Source organism: Eisenbergiella sp. OF01-20 (assembly GCF_003478085.1).
Classification (GTDB): Bacteria; Bacillota; Clostridia; order Lachnospirales; family Lachnospiraceae; genus Eisenbergiella.
The window spans coordinates 13,467-32,849 of the sequence record NZ_QUES01000034.1 but is presented as its reverse complement, the minus strand read 5'-3'; the positions used below and the strand labels follow the sequence as shown (position 1 = coordinate 32,849).

General features: G+C 49.6%; 16 protein-coding genes and 4 pseudogenes. 15 read left to right on the top strand and 5 right to left on the bottom strand.

Annotation, left to right across the window (positions count from 1 at the left end; translation table 11 throughout):
* Positions 1-3: 3 nt before the first annotated feature.
* Positions 4-972 (top strand): hypothetical protein, encoded by a 969-nt coding sequence (locus tag DXA36_RS26080; RefSeq protein WP_007862364.1) that lies wholly within the window; start codon positions 4-6, stop codon positions 970-972.
* 42 nt (positions 973-1,014) lie between these two features.
* Entirely contained in the window at positions 1,015-4,728 is a 3,714-nt protein-coding gene (locus tag DXA36_RS26075; protein WP_016360067.1) for an immunity protein Imm33 domain-containing protein, read from the top strand.
* Here DXA36_RS26075 and DXA36_RS34310 read toward each other — a convergent pair.
* Positions 4,704-4,805 (bottom strand): annotated as a pseudogene (locus tag DXA36_RS34310) (MurR/RpiR family transcriptional regulator); the annotation flags it as partial. The gene DXA36_RS26075 and the pseudogene DXA36_RS34310 sit on opposite strands and share 25 nt — an antisense overlap.
* A gap of 337 nt (positions 4,806-5,142) precedes the next feature.
* Here DXA36_RS34310 and DXA36_RS26065 point away from each other — a divergent pair.
* The 8 genes from DXA36_RS26065 to DXA36_RS26030 all read left to right on the top strand — a co-directional run bounded on the left by DXA36_RS26065 (position 5,143) and on the right by DXA36_RS26030 (position 12,539).
* Positions 5,143-6,564 carry an extracellular solute-binding protein gene (locus DXA36_RS26065; RefSeq protein ID WP_009255099.1) on the top strand — a complete coding sequence of 474 codons (1,422 nt, stop codon included), beginning with the start codon at positions 5,143-5,145 and terminating at the stop codon, positions 6,562-6,564.
* A 93-nt stretch (positions 6,565-6,657) separates the two neighbouring features.
* Positions 6,658-7,578, top strand: a complete 921-nt coding sequence (locus tag DXA36_RS26060; protein ID WP_025482055.1) for a carbohydrate ABC transporter permease — start codon at positions 6,658-6,660, stop codon at positions 7,576-7,578.
* A gap of 14 nt (positions 7,579-7,592) precedes the next feature.
* Positions 7,593-8,528 (top strand): carbohydrate ABC transporter permease, encoded by a 936-nt coding sequence (locus tag DXA36_RS26055; RefSeq protein ID WP_009255097.1) that lies wholly within the window; start codon positions 7,593-7,595, stop codon positions 8,526-8,528.
* 56 nt (positions 8,529-8,584) lie between these two features.
* On the top strand, positions 8,585-9,514 hold the full coding sequence (locus DXA36_RS26050; protein ID WP_009255096.1) for a dihydrodipicolinate synthase family protein: 930 nt from the start codon (positions 8,585-8,587) through the stop codon (positions 9,512-9,514).
* A gap of 14 nt (positions 9,515-9,528) precedes the next feature.
* Positions 9,529-9,978, top strand: a complete 450-nt coding sequence (locus DXA36_RS26045; RefSeq protein ID WP_009255095.1) for a YhcH/YjgK/YiaL family protein — start codon at positions 9,529-9,531, stop codon at positions 9,976-9,978.
* A 220-nt stretch (positions 9,979-10,198) separates the two neighbouring features.
* Positions 10,199-10,894 (top strand): N-acetylmannosamine-6-phosphate 2-epimerase, encoded by a 696-nt coding sequence (locus DXA36_RS26040; RefSeq protein WP_009255094.1) that lies wholly within the window; start codon positions 10,199-10,201, stop codon positions 10,892-10,894.
* Between the two features lie 14 nt (positions 10,895-10,908).
* The gene (locus DXA36_RS26035) at positions 10,909-11,796 is read left to right on the top strand and encodes an ROK family protein (RefSeq protein ID WP_016360066.1); all 888 of its coding nucleotides are present in this window, start codon (positions 10,909-10,911) and stop codon (positions 11,794-11,796) included.
* A gap of 101 nt (positions 11,797-11,897) precedes the next feature.
* Positions 11,898-12,539: a GDSL-type esterase/lipase family protein gene (locus DXA36_RS26030; RefSeq protein WP_009255091.1), complete on the top strand. Its 642-nt coding sequence runs from the start codon at positions 11,898-11,900 to the stop codon at positions 12,537-12,539.
* Positions 12,540-12,597: 58 nt separating this feature from the next.
* On the opposite strand, the gene DXA36_RS26025 is transcribed toward DXA36_RS26030, so the two are convergent.
* Both DXA36_RS26025 and DXA36_RS26020 read right to left on the bottom strand, forming a co-directional pair.
* Positions 12,598-13,074: an acyl-CoA thioesterase gene (locus DXA36_RS26025; protein ID WP_009255090.1), complete on the bottom strand. Its 477-nt coding sequence runs from the start codon at positions 13,072-13,074 to the stop codon at positions 12,598-12,600.
* Between the two features lie 142 nt (positions 13,075-13,216).
* Complete coding sequence (locus DXA36_RS26020; RefSeq protein ID WP_330385486.1) at positions 13,217-13,483, bottom strand: response regulator; 267 nt, start codon at positions 13,481-13,483, stop codon at positions 13,217-13,219.
* 89 nt (positions 13,484-13,572) lie between these two features.
* Between DXA36_RS26020 and DXA36_RS26015 the strand changes: the two genes are divergently transcribed.
* Positions 13,573-14,352 (top strand): hypothetical protein, encoded by a 780-nt coding sequence (locus tag DXA36_RS26015; protein WP_009255089.1) that lies wholly within the window; start codon positions 13,573-13,575, stop codon positions 14,350-14,352.
* A gap of 438 nt (positions 14,353-14,790) precedes the next feature.
* On the opposite strand, the gene DXA36_RS33675 is transcribed toward DXA36_RS26015, so the two are convergent.
* Both DXA36_RS33675 and DXA36_RS26010 read right to left on the bottom strand, forming a co-directional pair.
* Entirely contained in the window at positions 14,791-14,979 is a 189-nt protein-coding gene (locus DXA36_RS33675; protein ID WP_025487931.1) for a hypothetical protein, read from the bottom strand.
* Positions 14,976-15,479: an acyl-CoA thioester hydrolase/BAAT C-terminal domain-containing protein gene (locus DXA36_RS26010; protein ID WP_009255088.1), complete on the bottom strand. Its 504-nt coding sequence runs from the start codon at positions 15,477-15,479 to the stop codon at positions 14,976-14,978. The genes DXA36_RS33675 and DXA36_RS26010 overlap by 4 nt, the downstream gene beginning before the upstream one ends.
* Before the next feature lie 430 nt (positions 15,480-15,909).
* Between DXA36_RS26010 and pnuC the strand changes: the two genes are divergently transcribed.
* The 4 genes and pseudogenes from pnuC to DXA36_RS33670 all read left to right on the top strand — a co-directional run.
* Positions 15,910-16,590: a nicotinamide riboside transporter PnuC gene (gene pnuC / locus DXA36_RS26005; protein WP_009255087.1), complete on the top strand. Its 681-nt coding sequence runs from the start codon at positions 15,910-15,912 to the stop codon at positions 16,588-16,590.
* A 54-nt stretch (positions 16,591-16,644) separates the two neighbouring features.
* Positions 16,645-16,854 (top strand): annotated as a pseudogene (locus DXA36_RS26000) (ImpB/MucB/SamB domain protein); the annotation flags it as partial.
* A pseudogene (locus DXA36_RS25995) lies at positions 16,842-19,064 on the top strand (DUF7832 domain-containing protein); the annotation flags it as partial. The pseudogenes DXA36_RS26000 and DXA36_RS25995, both read left to right, overlap by 13 nt.
* Before the next feature lie 15 nt (positions 19,065-19,079).
* Positions 19,080-19,383, top strand: a pseudogene (locus DXA36_RS33670) (CbrC family protein); the annotation flags it as partial.

Genomic DNA, 19,383 nt, shown 5'->3' with positions numbered 1-19,383 from the left:
GTTATGAACAAAAGACTATTCCGCACCCAATTCAATCAAATGGAAAACATCGAGAAGCAGGTGCTGATGGAGAGCCTGGCTGCCCGTTATGATATGACCTTTCTCGGTCTACATACTTTTGACCGCTGGGGCCAGAGCTGCACCACCGGCATCTTCAAGAAAGATGGTCGGGAGTTCGTCTTTGTCCCCGGCGATACCGTCACCCTGGGCTGGGAGCAGTTTGCCGTGGGACTGAATCAGGAGAGCTGGGAGGAATTGGAGTATCTGTTCCGGGAATGGGAAATGGAGCGGGACCCGGAGGAGATGATTCGGGAAAGCATGGCTCCTGTTCGGCAGGTGGCCATTGGACCCATGCTGGTGGGCCGGGAGCTGGAGGAAATTAACTGGGAGCCAGTCAAACTGGAGGACCCACGACTGCGCTCGGAATGGTTGGAAGATTTTCGCCAATTCGCTTTGACCGACAGGGACAGTCTTACTCTGGCAGGTCGTGCCCGTTTCGAACGGGATAGTGACAGCTGGCAGGTCAGCCTCTATCACGAGGTGGACTATCTGGACTTTCAAAACCGGCTGCAAAAACAGGGCTTCTCCCTGCCCACGGCGGACGAGTGGGCCTACTTGTGTGGCGGCGAGTGCCGGACCCTGTTCCCATGGGGAGATGGGTTAGACTACTCCATGCGTCTGCGCTGGTTTGAGGATATGGATGAGGATGAGAACCGGCCTTATGACATGGAGGAACCCAACTTCTTCGGCCTGTCTATCGCCTACGATCCCTATATGCGGGAAGTGGTGCAGGCTGATAGACTTACCACCTGCGGCGGTGACGGCGGGTGCAATATCTGCGGCGGGCTGGGCCCATTTCTCGGTTTCCTACCCTGTTCGCCCCACTGTAAGCCGGAAGTGCAGGAGGACAAGGAACTAAACGGAGATTATGACTTCTACCGGCCCATTATCCGGGTGGAGAACCATGATTGACAATAGAAGCTTGATACGAAATAAAGAAAGAGAGGTGCCGACATGGGAGCATGGGGTATAAAAGCATTAGAGCGTGACGAAGGGCTGGATGTACTGGACATCCTCAAAAATGAATATGTACCGGAGCATCCGGTAATGGATCTGGGCGAGATGATTGAACTGATGAAAGAGGAAGTCATGCTGGGATCTGACTTCTCACAAATCGACTTTCTCTTTGACAATACTGCGATGGCTCTGGCGGAGCTGTATTTTCAATGGAAGGATAACGGCAAGCTGGACTACGATCATGAAGAAGCTATATGGGATAAAGTCACCGGTTTCACAGCATCCAAAGAAGCACTTGCTTTCCTGCTGCGGCAGCTCACCGACATCAAAAACGAGGTGCCGGACGAGGACGGCATCCGTGAGATTATGGATCTTTGGAAGAACGAGGATAGCGGTGAGATCGCTCCTGCGTGGTTGGAACACTTGAATCAGCTCATTGATCGACTGGATTCAGAACAGGAGGCACGACAAATGTATATCAAAAAATACTGGGGCAACTTTATTGGCGGTTCCGATGACAGTCTGAACCTTGTGGCATTTTTAGAGGATCAGAAAAAGGAGGAGATCCCCCTCAGCGAGATTTTCGCCAAGATCGGTCTGGACAAGCAGAACTGGGACTTTCGCCAAACCGTGGAGTACCTGGAGTTTACACATTCCGATGGCGTGGAAATGGACTTCCACTTCGCCATTGATGTGGTCACCGACCTGGCCGCCATCCTGCTGGAGTGCAGCGTCAGTGGCAGTGTAAACCTTCAGGATCTGGACGAGTACAACACCCCCATCCGCCGTATCCGCATCACTGCTACGCCGGAGGAGCACGAGGCCATGGACAAGGCCCTGGCGGACTTTGCCCAATCCCCCCTGACCTATGACCTCCATGAAATGATGGACGACGAGGAGATTCAGGAGATGGCACATCATGTGGAGGCGCTGCGGAAGGAACTGTACGAGGCCGCTGGCCGCAACCGGGACTACCATGTGAAAGCGGAGGATGTGAAATCTCTGCTCCCTGACTGGAAGGGTGCCGATGGCTGCATCGCCACCAACCGCATCACAGTAGAGGGCCGCAAGGTGGGTTACTGCTATCGTGAGATTCCAGACGGTAACTGGGACAGCGGCTGGCGCTTCACTGCCGGTGACGAGAGCGATGAGTACATGGACGACCCCAACAATGCCGGGATTTACAAGCTGAACACAATTTGCAACGACGATCCCGACATCATTTCTCTGCTGAACACCCCCGCCCCCTGCGCCTTTGAGCGGGATGAGAACGGTGTGTTCCAGCAGATCAAAGACTGGAAACCGGATGAGGACGAGGAGGACCCTGATATGGACATTTTGAAGCAGTGCCAGAAGTGGCATGAGGAGAGCAAACAACATAAAATTATTGATGCGCTGGAGGCCATCCCCGCCGAGGAGCGTACCCCTGAGATGGACAGTGAGTTAGCCCGTGCCTATAACAATCTGGCAGACCCACATAAGCCAACTTGCAAAGAAATGCTCAAAAAGGCCCTCGCTCTGCTAAAGCCCCATGAGGAATACTTCGAGGACGATTATTACTGGAACTTCCGCATGGGTTACTCCTACTTTTATCTGGATCAGGAGGGCCGGGCTCTGCGATATTTTGAAAAGGCATTGGAAGTCCGCCCTGGTGACGATGACACCAAAGAGTTTATCGACCGGTGCAAGCAGGGTATTTCTCTGCCGCAGTTCTGGGAGTGCTTCCGAGAGCGGACAGAGAACTGGTGGGAAACCTTTGCCGAGATGGAAGCAGAATTGCGCCAGATGATGGATGAGGACAAAGATCATACCCGCGGCGCAGAACTCGTGGCCCAAATGGAGGACACCCTGAATCTGGTTTTTGATGAAATTTCCTTCGAGCTGGGCTTCAATGGCGAAAAGCATGAGCTGATCCTCACCCCGGAGGGTAATAAGGTCAAGCTGTTTGAGCTGGTCTACTTCCAGAAACACGCCCCAAAGGAGGTGCTGGAGCACTGGAACATCCTTGTGGGCCGTCAGCCCTCCCAGAATATCGGCCTGCGTACCGACGACAGCTGGGACATCTCCGGTGAGGATGTGCAGATCTGGCTGGAGGAACAGGGCGAAAACAGTTTCAACATCTCCGCCTACTGTGAAAAGCTGCTGCCTATGCTCCGGGAGGCGGAAGGCCGAGTCTGGTGGATGCTCACCACCCTCACCGATCAGATACTGGGCGAGATCCCCCACATGAGATACATAGACAGTTTTGATGTGCTGGAGGAACCCAAGGCAGAGCCGTCCTTCCTCCTGTCCCAGCTGCCCGACAAACTGCGGGAGCAGGGCCTGGAGCTCTCCACCGATCCGGAGGCCTATCTGGAGAGCTATCTTGGCTACGAAATGAAACCCAATGAAGACCCCAACGCCGATTGGCGGCTGGATGTAATGGCCGGTTCCACCTGCTGTGTGCCGCTCATCAACGGCTATCTGAATGCCGACAACGACTTTATGGACGATCTCCATGCCGACGGAGCGGTAGCGGGCTTTTTCTGCTATCCCCTGGATACCTTGCGGGAGGAGGAAGGATCGGAAAAGATTTTCGACTTCCGGGACAAGCTGGAGGAATTGTTCACCACCGTGGACGGATCGGAGATGCTCGCCCTCATCGGCGGGGCCACCGGCCTCTACTGTGGCTATGTGGACTTCATCGCCTGGGACATCCGAGAGGCGCTGAACATGGCGAAAGAGTTCTTTGAAGGCACGGATATCCCATGGGCCATCTTCCACACCTTCCGCCGTGAAGCCGGTTCTGTACCTCTAAAGCAACAAGATGATGGGACAGAAACTGAAAATCAGGATGACGAGTTGGATGAAACGCTTACGGGCATGGACTATATTCCTTATACCCAACAGGACGCCGAAGCATTCTTCGCTCAGCTGGAGCAGTGGAACGACGAGGACGAGTACACCCGCTGCATCCAGGCACTCAATGCCATCCCAGAGGACTGGAGGAACTATCGCACCGCCTACGCCCTGGCACGGGCGCTGGAGAACTACGCCATCATCGGGGACCATGATGAGGGTACTTTGAAATTCAAGAGAGACAAAGCCCTCCAGAGGGCCATTGAGGTGCTGGAGTCCGTCCGGGAGGAAGGTCAGGACAAGGCGGAGTGGAATATGCGGATGGCCTACGGCTATCAGTATCTCTATGGTCAGGAGGAAAAGGCCATTCCCTACGCCCAGCGGTGGGCAGAGCTGGACCCGGAGGATGAAAATGCCCCGGCGGTAATTCGGGAGTGTAAGGCGGAGATCCGGAAACGCCAGCGCAGCCGGAAGAAGAAGGCCAAATTCGTGCCCGGTGATACCCCATTTGAGGGTTTCGACCTCACCAACTTCTGGGATGATAATTGGTATGCACTGAAAGAATATGTCAGTGATCCGCCTTCCGATGAGCTGATTGCCAGCGTGGAGGAGGAACTGGGCTACAAGCTGCCCGCCGCCTACATCTGGCTGATGAAGCAGCACAACGGCGGCATTCCGGTGAACACCTGCTATCCCTGCGATGAGCCTACCTGTTGGTCAGATGATCATGTGGCCATCACCGGCATTTTCGGAATCGGACGGGAAAAGAGCTGCTCCCTCTGTGGAGAAATAGTAGCCTCTGCCATATTACACTCTTTTGCCAGCGATGATATGGAAAGAAACTGTGCCTCCTCCGCGTGTCTGGTGAGGTAGTCAGCAATAATCGTGCCGGACTTTGTCAGGGTGCCCTGTTTTTCCCGTAACAAATCCCAGAAGTTCTTGTTTACCATAGTAAATACCCTTTTTGAAATACTTTCTCTTTTTATTTTGAAAAATTCCTTCTATTTATATAGAAAGAATAAATCAAAATGACAGTGTTTGCAAGCAGAATCTATATTTGCGAAAATATTTTTCACGCCAATAAAATCCAGGAAAGCACATGACTTTGCAAATCCTTTTCCCCGATTTCAACTACTTGTTTGGTATCGAACATTTTTTCTTCATTACTTTGTGCAACTCTAACAAATTTTTATTTAAAAACATATACACTACTGCCATAGACAAGATGAAAAATATTTTCTAAAATGAAATTACTCTAACAAATACTTGATAAAAAGGAGAGAGAATATGAAAAAGAAAGTAATTGCAGCTTTACTGACAAGTGCAATGGCTGTCAGCTTACTGGCAGGCTGTGGCACAACTGTAGAAAGCACCGGAAGCAGCCAGTCTACTTCCACCACTGAAACTAAAGAAACCGCAGCTCCCGCTGAGACCGAGACTGCTGCTGTTGAGACTGAAGTTGCTGAGGAAGACAACACCGATCTTTCCGCTAACATTACCTTATGGACTTATCCTATTGGTAAATGGGGCGATTCCGCAACTGTTGATTCCCTGATCACCAGTTTCAATGCAAAATATCCCAACATCAACGTAACCGTTGAGTATCTGGACTACACCAACGGTGATGACCAGGTCAACACCGCAATCGAAGGTGGGCAGGCTCCCGACCTTGTAATGGAAGGACCTGAGCGTCTGGTTGCTAACTGGGGTGCTAAGGGACTGATGGTTGACTTATCCGACATTATGGATGACGAAGACCAGTCCGAGATTTACGGCTCCGTATTAGCTGCCTGCATGACAAAAGAGGGTGCGGTTTATGAGTATCCTCTGTGTATGACCGCTCACTGTATGGCAATCAACAAAACTGTATTTGAGGCTGCCGGCGCAATGCAGTATGTTGATGAAGATTCCCATACATGGACAACCGAAGATTTCTTTAAGGCAATCGATGCTGTTTACGCTCATACCGGTTCTACTGTAGGTGCTGTTTACTGTAGTGGACAGGGTGGTGACCAGGGTACAAGAGCTCTGATTAACAACCTGTACGGCGGTACCTTTACCGATGATTTACACACCAAATATACCGCTGATTCCGCAGAGAACGTAAAAGCAATCCAGGCACTGGCTGATACCGATGGAAAAATCGCTTTCGATGCCTCCATCGCCGGTGGTGATGAAATCAACCTGTTCCGTCAGGGCGTTTTAAATGTAGCTTTCTGCTGGAACATTGCACAGCAGTTAAACTCCGATAACAACGATGCCGGTCTGACCAACAACGGCGACGAAATCGTATTCATGGCTTTCCCCGCTGAGAAGGCTGATGCTACACAGCTCTGTGGTGGTATCTGGGGCTTTGGTGTATTCGATAACGGCGATGCCGATAGAATCGCAGCATCCAAACTGTTCATCAAATACATGGCTGACAGCGCAGATGGAACCGCTGATGCAGTTCTGTCCTCCACCTACTTCCCTGTACGTGACACCGTTGAAGGCACAGATTTAACCGGTCTTTACAACGATGTTCCTACCATGCAGGAGTACAGCAAACTGATGCAGTTCCTTGGTGACTACTATCAGGTAACTCCCGGCTGGACCGAGGCTCGTACCGCATGGTGGAATATGCTTCAGCAGGTTGGCAGCGGCGCAGATGTTCAGACTGCAGTTGATGAGTTCGTTTCTACTGCAAACGCAGCAGCAGCAGCTCAATAAGTCTACAACTAGTTGAACCCTATAACTATACCAGAAAACCCTCCTCAGGATTTCCGGAGGAGGGTTTTCTTATCAAAAAAAGTAACTGAAAGGATGGTGCTTTCCGTGAAATCAGCAGTGAAACCATCAAAACGCAGCCGTGTATTAGTGCGTAAGGAGACGACTGCCGCATACCTTTTTCTGCTCCCCAGCTTAATCTTCTTCCTGGGATTCGTTATCTACCCCATCGTTTTATGCGTGTGGACCAGCTTCTTTGACTCCACTATGAACGCCAAAGATGTATTTGTTGGATTTGCCAACTATAAAGAGTTATTCCAAGACAAAGTTTTCCTCGGAGCGTTGAAAAACACCTTCATTATTGTTGTCGTTTCCGTTCCGATTACCGGTGCTTTTTCCCTGTGGGTATCTTCTATTATTGTAGATTTAAAGGGATGGGCAACTTCTTTATTCCGAATCATCTTCTATCTTCCTGTTGTAACCGGTTCCGTAGCCGTTACCGTTGTATGGAAGTGGATGTTTAACAACTACTACGGAATTTTCAATTACTTAGGGACTACTACCGGTCTTATCGAAAAGAACATTAACTGGCTGGGTGACGAGCGTTATGCCCTTGCCTGCATCATTATCATCCTGCTTACCACTTCCGTAGGTCAGCCCATTGTCTTATATGTATCTGCCCTCGGCAACGTGGACGCATCTCTGGTCGAGGCTGCCAATGTAGACGGCGCCACCAGATTTCAGGCTTTCTGGAAAGTTAAATGGCCGCAGATTATGCCGACCACTTTATATATTCTCGTTATTACTACCATTAACAGTTTCCAGTGTTTCGCACTGATTCAGCTGCTGACATCCGGCGGACCGAATCACAGCACCGACACTATCATGTACTACATTTACTATTCTGCATTTAAACTGTACCGTTACGGTTACGGCGATGCAATGGGCGTTGTTCTTGCCATCATGATTGCTATCCTTTCCGCTATACAGTTTAAACTCGGAAACAGCAACGATTAGAAGGAGGAGAGAAAATGAAAAAAGAGAAAAAATTAAATCATCCTTCTGTCTATAGAATTATCAGTATTATCATCATTGCCATTTTAGCGGTTTTATTTACCTTCCCGTTATACTGGATTATTACAGGTTCCTTTAAAACCAACGCAGCTATCAACTCTACTACCCCGATTTGGTGGCCCCAGGAGTGGACTCTGGCAAACTACCAGAAGCTGTTCAGCCGTCAGACTGCACCGCTGTTCCAGTTTACCATCCCCTTCAGCAGCCTGTTTACCGGCAGCAGCGACTTGAAACTGATTGTATCCGGTCCCTCCGTGCCCGCTGCAATCCGTTGGTTAATCAACACTGTGGTAATGGCTGTACTGTCCATGATTCTTACCTGTATCACTGCTTCCATGGCTGGATACGCTCTGGCAAAGAAAAGATTCGTAGGACGTCAGTTCCTGTTCACCATGATTGTATGTGCAATGGCTTTACCGAAACAGGTTATCTTAGTCCCCCTGCTGCGTGAAATGTCCAATTTAGATCTGTACAATACCATCTGGGCAGTTGTATTCCCCATCGTTGGCTGGCCTTTCGGTGTGTTTCTGATGAAACAGTTCTCCGAGGGTGTTCCTTCCGAGATGATTGAGGCAGCATCCATTGATGGTGCAAGTGAGGCAAAGACCTTTGTCCGAATCATTGTACCTATGATTAAGCCCGGTATCGGTGCGCTGGCTATCTTTACCTTCATCAACAGCTGGAACGATTACTTCATGCAGTTAATTATGTTATCCAGCACAAGCAACCTGACCATCTCCCTTGGTATCGCGAAGTTACAGGCAGAGAACGCTACGGACTTCGGTCTGATTATGGCAGGTGCTGCTCTGGCCGCTGTACCTATCATCATCGTATTCCTGATTTTCCAGAAATACTTTACAAAGGGTATTGCAATGGGAGCTGTAAAGGGTTAATTATTTCTATATAGAAGGATATGCGCCGTTGAAGGCGTGGAAATGAGGCAAAATAAATGAAAGACATTACAAAGTATCAAGGCGTCATCCCGGCATTTTATGCCTGCTATGACAAAGATGGAAATATTTCTGTAGAAGGTGTAAAGGCTTTAACCCGCCATCTGATTTCCAAAGGTGTGAAGGGTGTGTATGTGGGCGGTTCTTCCGGCGAGTGCATTTACCAGCACGTGGATGAGCGCAAAAAAGTCCTGGAAGCTGTTATGGAGGAGGCAAAGGGAAAGCTTACCGTCATTGCTCATGTAGGCTGTAACAACACCGCAGACAGCGTGGAGCTGGCTGCCCATGCCCAGAGCGTTGGTGCTGATGCCATCGCATCCATCCCTCCCATTTACTTCCACTTACCGGAATATGCCATCGCAGAATATTGGAACGCTATGAGTGCTGCTGCACCTGATCTGGATTTCGTTATTTATAACATTCCTCAGCTGGCAGGCACCGCTTTATCCATGAATTTATTAAAAGAAATGCTGAAAAACCCCAACGTTATCGCTGTTAAGAACTCTTCCATGCCCACTCAGGATATCCAGCTGTTCAAGGCAGAGGGTGTACATCAGCGTGGCGAAAATGGATTCGTAGTGTTCAACGGCCCCGATGAGCAGTTTGTTTCCGGACGCGCTATCGGTGCTGACGGCGGAATCGGTGGAACCTATGCGGTTATGCCGGAGCTGTTCGTAACCATGGATAAGCTGATTCGTGAGAACAATTTTGCGGATGCCATGAAAATCCAGTACAAGGCTGATGCTATCATCTACAAAATGTGCGAGGCAAAGGGTAATCTGTATGCCGTAATGAAGGAAATCCTCCACAGAATGTACGGTCTGGAGCTTGGCAGCGTAAGACTTCCTCTCGCTCCTCTGGCACCGGAGGATGAGGCTGTTGTTGTAGAGGCACAGAAAATGATTGAGGCAGCGATCGCTGAACTTTAATCCGAGGAAATACTATGATTGCAGATTCTATCAAACACATAACCCTCTATCGCGGGATGCAGCCCTATCTGGACACAGCGATTGACTTTTTGCTGAAAACAGATTTAAGCACACTCCCCGATGGAAAAACCGTGATTGACGGCGACCACGTTTTCGTCAATGTCATGGAGGCAGATTTGCGTGAGGCAGAGGGTGCCACCTTTGAATATCACAAAAAATATGCAGACTTACAGATTAACATAACCGGAGGTGAATATTGGGAATGTACTCTTTCCGGTGAAACCGCAGAGGAATACAGTGAGGAAAGGGATTGCGGTCTTATGACCGGAACTCCCACCTGTACCGGAACTCTGGGCAATGGAAGGTTTACTGTCTTTTTCCCCATGGAATACCACAAGCCCAGTTGTATCAACGGAGACTGTACCCATGTACGGAAAGCGGTCATTAAAATTGAAGTTTCCTAAAATCCCTCATAAACTTTTTATTTCGTAGGGAAAATTTCCTATGAAATAAGGAAAATCCCAAGGCAGAAAACCTTGGGATTTCTCCAATTATAATTACGATTCAGAGCCAGGCAGATTTGTCTTCTGTAAATGCTGGCATTTAGACAGAAGGGCAGATTTATATGGCGTATGGTGTCTGGATAGTTATTCCATTATTTAAAAAGAAAGGCAGGACTACATTATGGACAAAGAGGCAATATTTAAACAGATTAAGGGAGGACTCATCGTCTCCTGTCAGGCACTGGAGCATGAGCCTTTGTATACAAAAGAAGGCGGCGTTATGCCTTTGATGGCAAAAGCGGCTGCACAGTCCGGCGCAGTGGGCATCCGCGCCAACACTGTCCGGGATATTACCCAGATTAAAGAGGCAGTTGACCTTCCCGTTATCGGTATCATCAAAAAGGATTACGAGGGAACTCCCATGTACATCACGGTTACCATGAAAGAGGTAGATGAGCTGGTGGCATGTGGCGTGGATATCCTGGCAGTTCAGGGAACCAGCGCACTGCGTCCCGACGGCAGCACGGCTCCCCAGTTTATCGCAGCCATTAAAGAGAAGTATCCTGACCAGCTTGTGATGGCAGACTGCGCTACCCTGGAAGAGGGTATCGCCTGTGCCGGGGCTGGGGCTGATTTCGTAGGCACCACCATGCGGGGTTACACTCCCGAAACCAAGGGCATTGACGATATCGACTTTGATTTTATCCATGAGCTTTCCGAAAAATGTCCTGCAAAGATTATCGCAGAGGGACACATCCACTACCCGGAGCAGGCAAAGAAGGCTTTAGAGGCTGGTGCCTTTGCACTGGTTGTGGGCGGCGCTATTACCAGACCCGCTGAGATTACCGCAAGATTTGTCTCCGCAATCCAGAAATAAAGGAGTAACTTCTTATGAAAATTGTCGCAGTGGATATTGGCGGTACTGCCATCAAAGCAGGTCTTTGGGACGGAACAGAACTGACCGACATGAAAGAATGGGACACCGAGGCATCCCAGGGCGGTGCCCATCTGATGGAGCGGGTAATGCAGCTCCTCCACACTTATTCCGGTTTTGATGCCATCGGTATCAGCACCGCCGGAGAAGTGAACACTAACAATGGCACGATTTTTTATGCCAACAGCAATATTCCCGGTTATACCGGCATGCCGGTACGGGACATTATAAAAAATGAATTCCATGTCCCCGTGGCAGTGGAAAATGATGTAAACTCCGCTGCTCTGGGTGAACTCCATTCCGGAGCAGGCGTGGGCTATCCGGATTTTCTCTGCCTCACCTACGGAACCGGCGTGGGAGGCTGTATCATCATCAACGGACAGGTTTACTCCGGTGCATCCTTCTCTGCCGGCAGCTTCGGCGGCATTGTGATTCACCCGGAAGTCAAGAATGGCACGGATACCCTGGAGGGCTGTTACGAGCGCTGCGCCTCCACCACCGCACTGGTGAAACGGGCAAAGGCTGTGGACGAAACCCTGGACAACGGCAGAAAGATTTTTGACGCCATGGAGCGCCCTGAAATCAAAGCCGTGATTGACGACTGGATTGGGGACATCTGCACCGGTCTGGTTACCTTAACCAGCGTCTTTAACCCTTCCCGCATCATTCTGGGAGGCGGTGTCATGGCACAAAGTTACGTGCTTGCCCAGATAAAAAGCCGGGTAAAGGCACAGCTTTCCCCGGGACTTTCCCATGTGGAAATCGTTCCTGCAAAGCTGGGAAATACCGCAGGTCTGATGGGTGCTGTCAGTCTGGCTGAGAAATTATTAGACAAGGAGAAGTAAGCAGATTGAAAAATAAAATTTTTCAATCGCGAGTTTGTGTCTGTGCGCACTTGACACAAACTCGTTATGCGCAGAAAACGTGCGCAGAAATGTGGAAAAACATGCAGAAGAATATTTTATGTTTCGGAGATTCCAATACTCATGGATATAATTCCAAAACCGGCGGTCGTTTCGATGTGAACGAGCGTTGGACCAAGCTTTTACAGAAAAATCTGGGGGATGATTACTATATCATTGAAGAAGGACTCAGCGGAAGAACCACTTCCTTTGAGGATCCGGTTTTCGAGGGACTGTGTGGCTTAAATGTCATCTATCCCTGCATGATGTCCCATGAGCCTCTGGATTTAGTCATTATCATGCTGGGCACCAATGATACCAAGGATCGCTTTAATGCCAATTCCTTTATCATCGGGAAAGGTCTGGAGCGTCTGGCACAGAAAACCATTGACACCCACGCTGCCTGGAGAGGCGCGCCTAATGTGCTGTTGATTGCTCCGCCTCCCATCCATCCCGATTATGCCAAAACCGCGGTTGCCGGTGAGATGGGAGACAAATGCGTAGAGCGTTCCCGGGGTCTGGCAAAGGAGTTTAAGGATGTGGCAGACCGTCTGCATTGCCATTTTCTGGATGCAGGCTCCATTCCCGGCATTGAGATGTACCCCTACGACTGGATGCACTTGAGCCTGGAAAGTCACAAACTTCTGGCAGACGAGCTGACAAAAGTAATGAAAGAGATACTCTAGGGATTTTGTTGTATACAAAAGCCAGTGGGTGTTTTGCCCACTGGCTTTTGTCATGGTTTTAAAACCCTTCTTTCCGTCTCATCAGCCGCAGTTCCCGGCGTTTGAGTGCGTTGTCCCACTCCATCTGCTCTGCCGGGTCGTCGGGGTTTAGCAGAAGGGGCGGCGCTTCCGTGGGCTTGCCGTCCTCTCCCATGTTGACCATGACGAAATACGCACGGTTAATGGGATGACGGGTGCCGTCCGGGTTCTCTTTATAAGTGTCAACCCGTACCTCCATGGAGGTTTTCCCCACATAGGTTACCCGCCCGGTAAGTACCAGCACATCGTTGATAAAGGCACCTGCCTTAAACTGCAGATTATCGATGGCTGCGGTGGTAGCATTATTCCCACAGTGGCGTCTGGCGGTAGCACCTGCCACTTCATCAATCCACTTTAACAGTTGTCCTCCAAACAGCCGTCCGAATCCGTTAATGTCCGGATAAATTACTACATGAATCTGTTCCGTCAGAGAGTCTGTCACTTTTTTCGGTTCCATTTATTTTCCCCGCTTTCTTTGCTTTCTTTTGCTTAAATCTCTATTCCCATCATACCACCCCGGTCAATGCCCGGTTTTGAACTATAGCACATGCTGCTCCAGGCGGCGCAGTGCCTCCTCTACCCGGCTTTTGGGCAGATAATCATCTGCTCCGGCTAAAGCCTGCAATGCGGTCATCCGTCTGTCCTTTTGCGGTAAGCATCATAATGGGAACCTGGACGCCTTCCTTGCGGAGCCGCTGTAACACCTCGATGCCGTTCATTTTGGGCATCATCACATTCAGAATGATGGCATCATAGCCCCCGGAAAGGGCATAGTCGTAGGCGTCCTGTCCGTTGTGTACCGCAGCCACACTGAACTGGTTTTTTTCAAAAAAGACGGTAAGCGCCTCCGGAAAATCTAATGAGATTTTCCACGATTCTTTCCTTATAGTATAGGAGGAAACGCGGAAGAAATCAATATTTGCAAATTTTTTCCTGTCTTTAGGCAGGCTTTAGGATGGGGCGCTACAATACGTTTGACAACAGAAAAACAACAGACTTTGGAAAGGAGAAAACTTATGAAAAAATCACTTTGTATTTTATGTTCCACCGCAACCGCGTTATCTCTGTCTGCCTGCGGAACTGCACAGGTTTACTCCAGCGAGGCTGCGGAGACAACCACTGTTTCTACCGAAGAATTGACCACCGTTACCGGAAAGGTAACAGAAATTGGGGCGCCAGCGTCACACTGGCACTGGGAGAGGTTTCGGAAAATTCTGATGGGAACACCGCACCGGACAACAGCAATAATTCCGACAGTACTCCGGAGATGCCCAGTGGCAGCGCTCCTGATGGAAACGGCGGTTTTGGGGGCAGCAGCGAGGTAACCCAGGGTGACAGTGCCAACACCATCACCGAGGATGGCACTTACACCGGCACCACCTACACCTCCACCGGGGATGATGAAAACGCTCTCCGGGTGGATGGAGCAACCGTCACCATTAAAAACGCAACCTTGACCGCCAACAATTCTGAGGCGCTGGTTATCGAGGGACAAAACTCCATCGCACTGGAAAACTGCGATGTCATTGGAAACATGAGCGACACCAAAGGCTCCAGTGGAAGTAACGGCGCACAGGTGGAATTTACCGCAGACAGCCAGACCATCAATGGAGACATCATCGTGGACAACATTTCCACTCTGGATTTCTCCTTAACCAATGGCATTGTCCTCAACGGCACCATCAATTTTAACGGCTACACCATCACCCTTGCTGATGGTACGGTTCTGAAATAAATATAGGTCAACAGAAGAAGAGCCCTTCCACGGCTATAGGGAAAGGCTCTTTCTCTTTATCAATCTCTGAAACACTTTGAGTTTACATAATTTTCATTTTTACCCATAAACATGATTGAATTCATACCTTATAGGTGGTTTTTTAGAGCTTTCATAGTAGTCCAACCCATAAGCAGCACCAAATCAAGTTCTTATATGTCTGATTTCAAGAAAATTTGACATTTTCCAGCTTACAAGGCTTACAAAAGACCCATAAAGGATTACAAAAAGTATATTCTATGGGTTGATATCCCGCACGCAGTGCTTTCAGAAGCCTATAGGAATCACAGTAAATCCGCTCTTATGGGTTAGAGGCTTGCATGCCTTTCTCCCGGTAACCCATAGACAGCAACGCAAATTTCTCCTTATAGGTTGCCAGTCAGTACACGCCGTCATTTTTTACTGCCTCCACTCCTCAAGGACTTTGCTTATCCGGCGGTCAATGTCCTCTCTGGTGGTTTTGCACTCTTTTGGATATTCTCTGGCGGCATGTAAAGCAAGTTTCACAAAAAGTCCGGAGCCGATGGGCAGCATGGTCTTTATCATGCTCTCCAGGAAAACAAAATGGGTTCCGTGCTGGTAGGTCAAGGCCTCCACTTCGCAGACGTGAGTCTTTGCGCTAATCGGTTTTTCATGCGGCGAACATATTTTGCAGCATCCCATAGCCCGTCATCCTCTGCACCGATGGCAAGCAGTTTTCCCTTGATGTTTTCCACTGGAATCATTTCTTCCTCCTGTAGGGGATGTGCCGCCTCGGAGTCATCGAAAAGTTTTCTGGAATTCAGCATGTCCCCAGCGCGTTTCGATTCCGCCTGAACCACTTGCCAATACTTAGGATGCTGGTACACAAAGGGCATATAGGGCAGGGGCTTGCCCAGGTAAGAAAACAGGGACTCTCCCTCGATGGGCCACTCTTTACAGCCGTCCTTTTCTCCCTGCATAAAGCCCTGCCAGATAAAATCACTGGGAGTCATGGCAATGGTGAGGGTAATGTCCGGGAAGTAAGCTGCCGCTGTCAACGCCAGGGTTCCGGTGGTGGAGGCTCCGTAAAATCCCTCTGTTTCCACATCAAAATGAATCCGTTTCATGTTCCGTTACCTCGTATAGTCTCAAGTTACCAAGATTAGATACATCTAACTTTCATATTACCTTCATTGTAATGCGGTAAATTTCCTCTATCAAGGAGTAGAACACTCTTGCAAAATTGAGATTTTTCCATTAAAATAACCGCATATTTGTATCTGAAACAGAAATGTTTCACACGACTGCCACCGGGTAGGAATGCACAGAGCATTCGCTACACATCGTTAGGTCTCAGAAGATGTGTGCGGATGCTTTTTTATGCTATGCATACCGCTGGCGCACACAAAGATCCGGCAATGGACTCTTTGTTCCCGGAAAAATTTAAAGGATGTTCATAAATGATACGAGATAAGCGCACACTACCACTATTGGATCCTTGGACTTCTTCTTTTTGTCATAAACAAATTACCAGATAAGAAAAAGGAGTTTATAATCATGAGTAATCCCGTAAAAGATTTTACAAAGAAAGAATGGAGCCTGTGGCTTGGCTCCCTGTTGATTGTTGTTGTTTCCAATTTATTTTCCGGGGATGTGGATCTGCCGACCCTGGTGGCGGCACTGGTGGGCGTAACTTCCCTGATTTTTGCCGCAAAGGGAAATGTGTGGGCACAGATCCTTATGGTGGTGTTCAGCATCCTCTACGGCATCATCTCCTGGCGGTTCCGCTACTGGGGTGAGATGATGACCTATCTGGGTATGACCCTGCCCATGGCGGTGTGGTCTACCATTACCTGGCTGAAAAATCCTTCGGAGACAAACGGCAGCGAAGTGGCGATCCAGCAGTTGAATCGATGTCACGTTTTCGGTCTGTTTGTTTCCGGCATCATTGTAACCGTTATTTTTTGTTATTTTTTGTGGGTTTTAAAAACCCCCAATCTTCTGTTCAGCACGATTTCCATTACCACCAGCTTTGTGGCGGCGGCACTGACCATGCTGCGTTCTTCCTATTATGCGGTGGGGTATGCTGCCAATGACCTGGTGCTGATTGTGTTGTGGTCACTGGCTGCCATGGAGAATCCGGCGTATATTCCGGTAATTGTGAATTTTGTAATTTTCTTCTTTAATGATATGTACGGCTTTATCAGTTGGCGCAGACGGGAGGCTGTTCAGGGCTGACCTGTTGAGAATTGCACGTTATTTTTCCAGAAAGGAGACAGGGAACCGTTGTCTATTGCCGAAGAACATACCTATATCGCTATCGACCTAAAATCTTTCTATGCCTCCGTGGAGTGCCTGGGGTTAGGGCTTGACCCCCTGGACACCAATCTTGTGGTTGCAGACGAGATCCGCACGGACAAAACCATCTGTCTGGCGGTGACTCCTTCCTTAAAAGCCTATGGAATTTCCGGACGTGCCCGTCTTTTTGAGGTGCGGCAGAGGTAGTCCATGTGGATCAGGAAAATGACTATAAAATTACCCATCTGGCAGACAGCTTTGAGGAATTTATCCGCGGACTGGAGCATGAATCCCTCTATGATCCGGATGAAGATGCAGAGGATCTTGAAGATGACGCCGACGAGGAGGAAACCGACCATAAGGGTTCCTTTGCCGGATCTGTGCTCCTCTCCAAAGCAGAGTGGGACAAGGAGCAGTTGATTCGAGATCTGCGGGAAGAATGGGGTATCGTAGATGAGGAGCCGGATGAGGGCGACGAAGATGTTGAGAACAGCGATGACGCTGTGGTAATGCGGGTCGGCAATATGATGCTGATTGTGACACTATTCCACGGTCACATCCCGGACAATGAAGCAGAGATCAACGCCGAAAACAACTATATGTGGCCAGAGGCCGTAGAAGTGGCCAAAGCGCACAAGGCCCATATCATGGTGGCTGTGTTGGGCGAGGAGGAAAAACTGCTGGAACGAGGTAAGCTGTTCACCAAGGCGATGGCAGTGTGCTGCAAGCAGAAATACGCCACCGGTGTCTACACCAGCGGCGTGGTATTTGAGCCTCGTTTCTATGAGGGCCTTGCCGATATGCTCAAAAAGGACGAACTGCCCATCTTCAACTGGGTTTGGTTCGGCCTGTACCGGAGCGAGGGGGGCCTAAACGGCTACACCTACGGCATGGATGTGTTTGGCAAGGAGGAAATGGAGGTGTTGAACACCGACGCTGAGCCGGAGGAACTACGGGACTTTTTGGCAAGCCTTGCCTCCTATGTGCTGGCGTGTGATGTGACGCTGCAAGACGGCGAGACCATCGGTTTTTCTGCGGACGATAAGCACACCATCACCCGCAGCCCCGGTGTCTCTCTGCCAGAGGAACAGATGACCCTGAAGATCGGTTACGAGCCTATAAAGGGAGATCCGGAGGATGACGATGACAGCATAGGAATGGATGATGTTTCCTATCATATTGAGAACCTTGAGGAGAAGGAGCTTCCCATTGACCCCATCAACGCCTACAACCACATGGCGATTTATTTGCGCTGGTGCATGGAGCATGACCTGATGGGCGGGAAATTCCTGGCGGAGCATGGCGAAGTGGTAAATCAGGTCAAAGCCGATCCAGGCAACACAGACCTACGAACATTCATCCGGGAGGAGCTGTTCGGCTGTCTATTCTCGGCTCTGTTCAATCAGAAAGGCCGTGCCTTTGCCCATTATTACTATGGAGAAATTGATGCGCCCTATTATCCTGCCGACATTGATGACTATGCCCTGAAATATTTTGGTCCGTCCCGATACCACTCCAATGAATTTCAACAGGAGGCATACTTATTCATCCCCTTTGACGAGGACTACTATCAGGCTATGGCAGAGGTAATTGAGGAACGCTTCACCAACTGGCAGGGACAGGACTTTGACGAGGATACGCTGGAGCCTTCCGAGGTGGCGCAGGCCATTATGGAGTATCTGGACTGTGAGTGTACCTATTTCCCGTCTATGGCAGATGATGATCCCATCATGTCAGCATACAGCTACGCCCGGCGGCTGGGGGTACGGGAGGGCTTTGTTCCCGTACTTATCCAGGCGGATGATGAAACGCAGTTGGAGTGTCTGGTGATGAACGCTGACCCGGAGCATGATGCGGACTTCTATGAATTTGACCTCAAAACCGTGGAGGAGTATCGAAAGAAGATGCTCTCCGCTCCCATCAAGGACGGAAAGGCGATTTTGGAGGAATTGACCGGTCAGCGCAAGGAAGAAGCCGAGGACGATGATCTGGACTGGGATGAGGAAGTCCTGGGCGAGATGGAGGGCGGAGAACCCAACGACCGCTTCGCAAACTATTGGAACGATGATACCGGAATGACATATCCGCTCATTCTGGCTAAAATTCCGGTAAAGAACCCCTGGGAGATCTTCGCCTACCTGCCCTTTGGAAATTGGAATGAGTGTCCCGACACACCGGACCTGATGGCAGTGGCGAAATACTGGTTCGAGCAACATGGTGCCATCCCTGCCGCCATGAGCCACGATGAATTGGAGTTTGAACTTCCAACTCCGATTTCCAAGGAAAGAGCTATGGAGGTGGCTGTGGAGCAATATGGTTTCTGCCCAGATCTGGATCAGAATGAGGATGGAAGCATTGGCTCCTTGGCAGCTGTCCTGTGGCAGTCCACCGTCTGGTATTTCTGGTGGGATTGATGGGAGGTGCGACCAATGACAGAATATCAAAAAACCTATATCGAACTAAAAAAACAGTTTGTTGCGACCAATGAAGGTCCGGACAGTGTCCGCGCTCTATATACCTTCAAGGAAGAACTTGAGCAGAGTGAGGATCAGCAGGCCAAGGAAGTGCTGGTGGATGTGTATGATCTACTGGACTTCAAGAAGGATGCCTATGAACTGCTCTGCCAAATCGGAAATCGTTCCGATAAAAAGACCCTCAAGCGGCTGGGCACGCTGAAGGACTATGCGGAAAACTGGGGCAATCATTATGCTCTCCCCAAGCCCAAAACGCCGG

Bases quoted from the DNA above. Each gene is read 5' to 3' on its own strand.
- DXA36_RS26080 (WP_007862364.1), top strand. From the start codon at position 4: ATGAACAAAAGACTATTCCGCACCCAATTCAATCAAATGGAAAACATC.
- DXA36_RS26075 (WP_016360067.1), top strand. From the start codon at position 1,015: ATGGGAGCATGGGGTATAAAAGCATTAGAGCGTGACGAAGGGCTGGAT.
- DXA36_RS26065 (WP_009255099.1), top strand. From the start codon at position 5,143: ATGAAAAAGAAAGTAATTGCAGCTTTACTGACAAGTGCAATGGCTGTC.
- DXA36_RS26060 (WP_025482055.1), top strand. From the start codon at position 6,658: ATGGTGCTTTCCGTGAAATCAGCAGTGAAACCATCAAAACGCAGCCGT.
- DXA36_RS26055 (WP_009255097.1), top strand. From the start codon at position 7,593: ATGAAAAAAGAGAAAAAATTAAATCATCCTTCTGTCTATAGAATTATC.
- DXA36_RS26050 (WP_009255096.1), top strand. From the start codon at position 8,585: ATGAAAGACATTACAAAGTATCAAGGCGTCATCCCGGCATTTTATGCC.
- DXA36_RS26045 (WP_009255095.1), top strand. From the start codon at position 9,529: ATGATTGCAGATTCTATCAAACACATAACCCTCTATCGCGGGATGCAG.
- DXA36_RS26040 (WP_009255094.1), top strand. From the start codon at position 10,199: ATGGACAAAGAGGCAATATTTAAACAGATTAAGGGAGGACTCATCGTC.
- DXA36_RS26035 (WP_016360066.1), top strand. From the start codon at position 10,909: ATGAAAATTGTCGCAGTGGATATTGGCGGTACTGCCATCAAAGCAGGT.
- DXA36_RS26030 (WP_009255091.1), top strand. From the start codon at position 11,898: ATGCAGAAGAATATTTTATGTTTCGGAGATTCCAATACTCATGGATAT.
- DXA36_RS26025 (WP_009255090.1), bottom strand. From the start codon at position 13,074: ATGGAACCGAAAAAAGTGACAGACTCTCTGACGGAACAGATTCATGTA.
- DXA36_RS26015 (WP_009255089.1), top strand. From the start codon at position 13,573: ATGGGGCGCTACAATACGTTTGACAACAGAAAAACAACAGACTTTGGA.
- DXA36_RS26010 (WP_009255088.1), bottom strand. From the start codon at position 15,479: ATGAAACGGATTCATTTTGATGTGGAAACAGAGGGATTTTACGGAGCC.
- pnuC (WP_009255087.1), top strand. From the start codon at position 15,910: ATGAGTAATCCCGTAAAAGATTTTACAAAGAAAGAATGGAGCCTGTGG.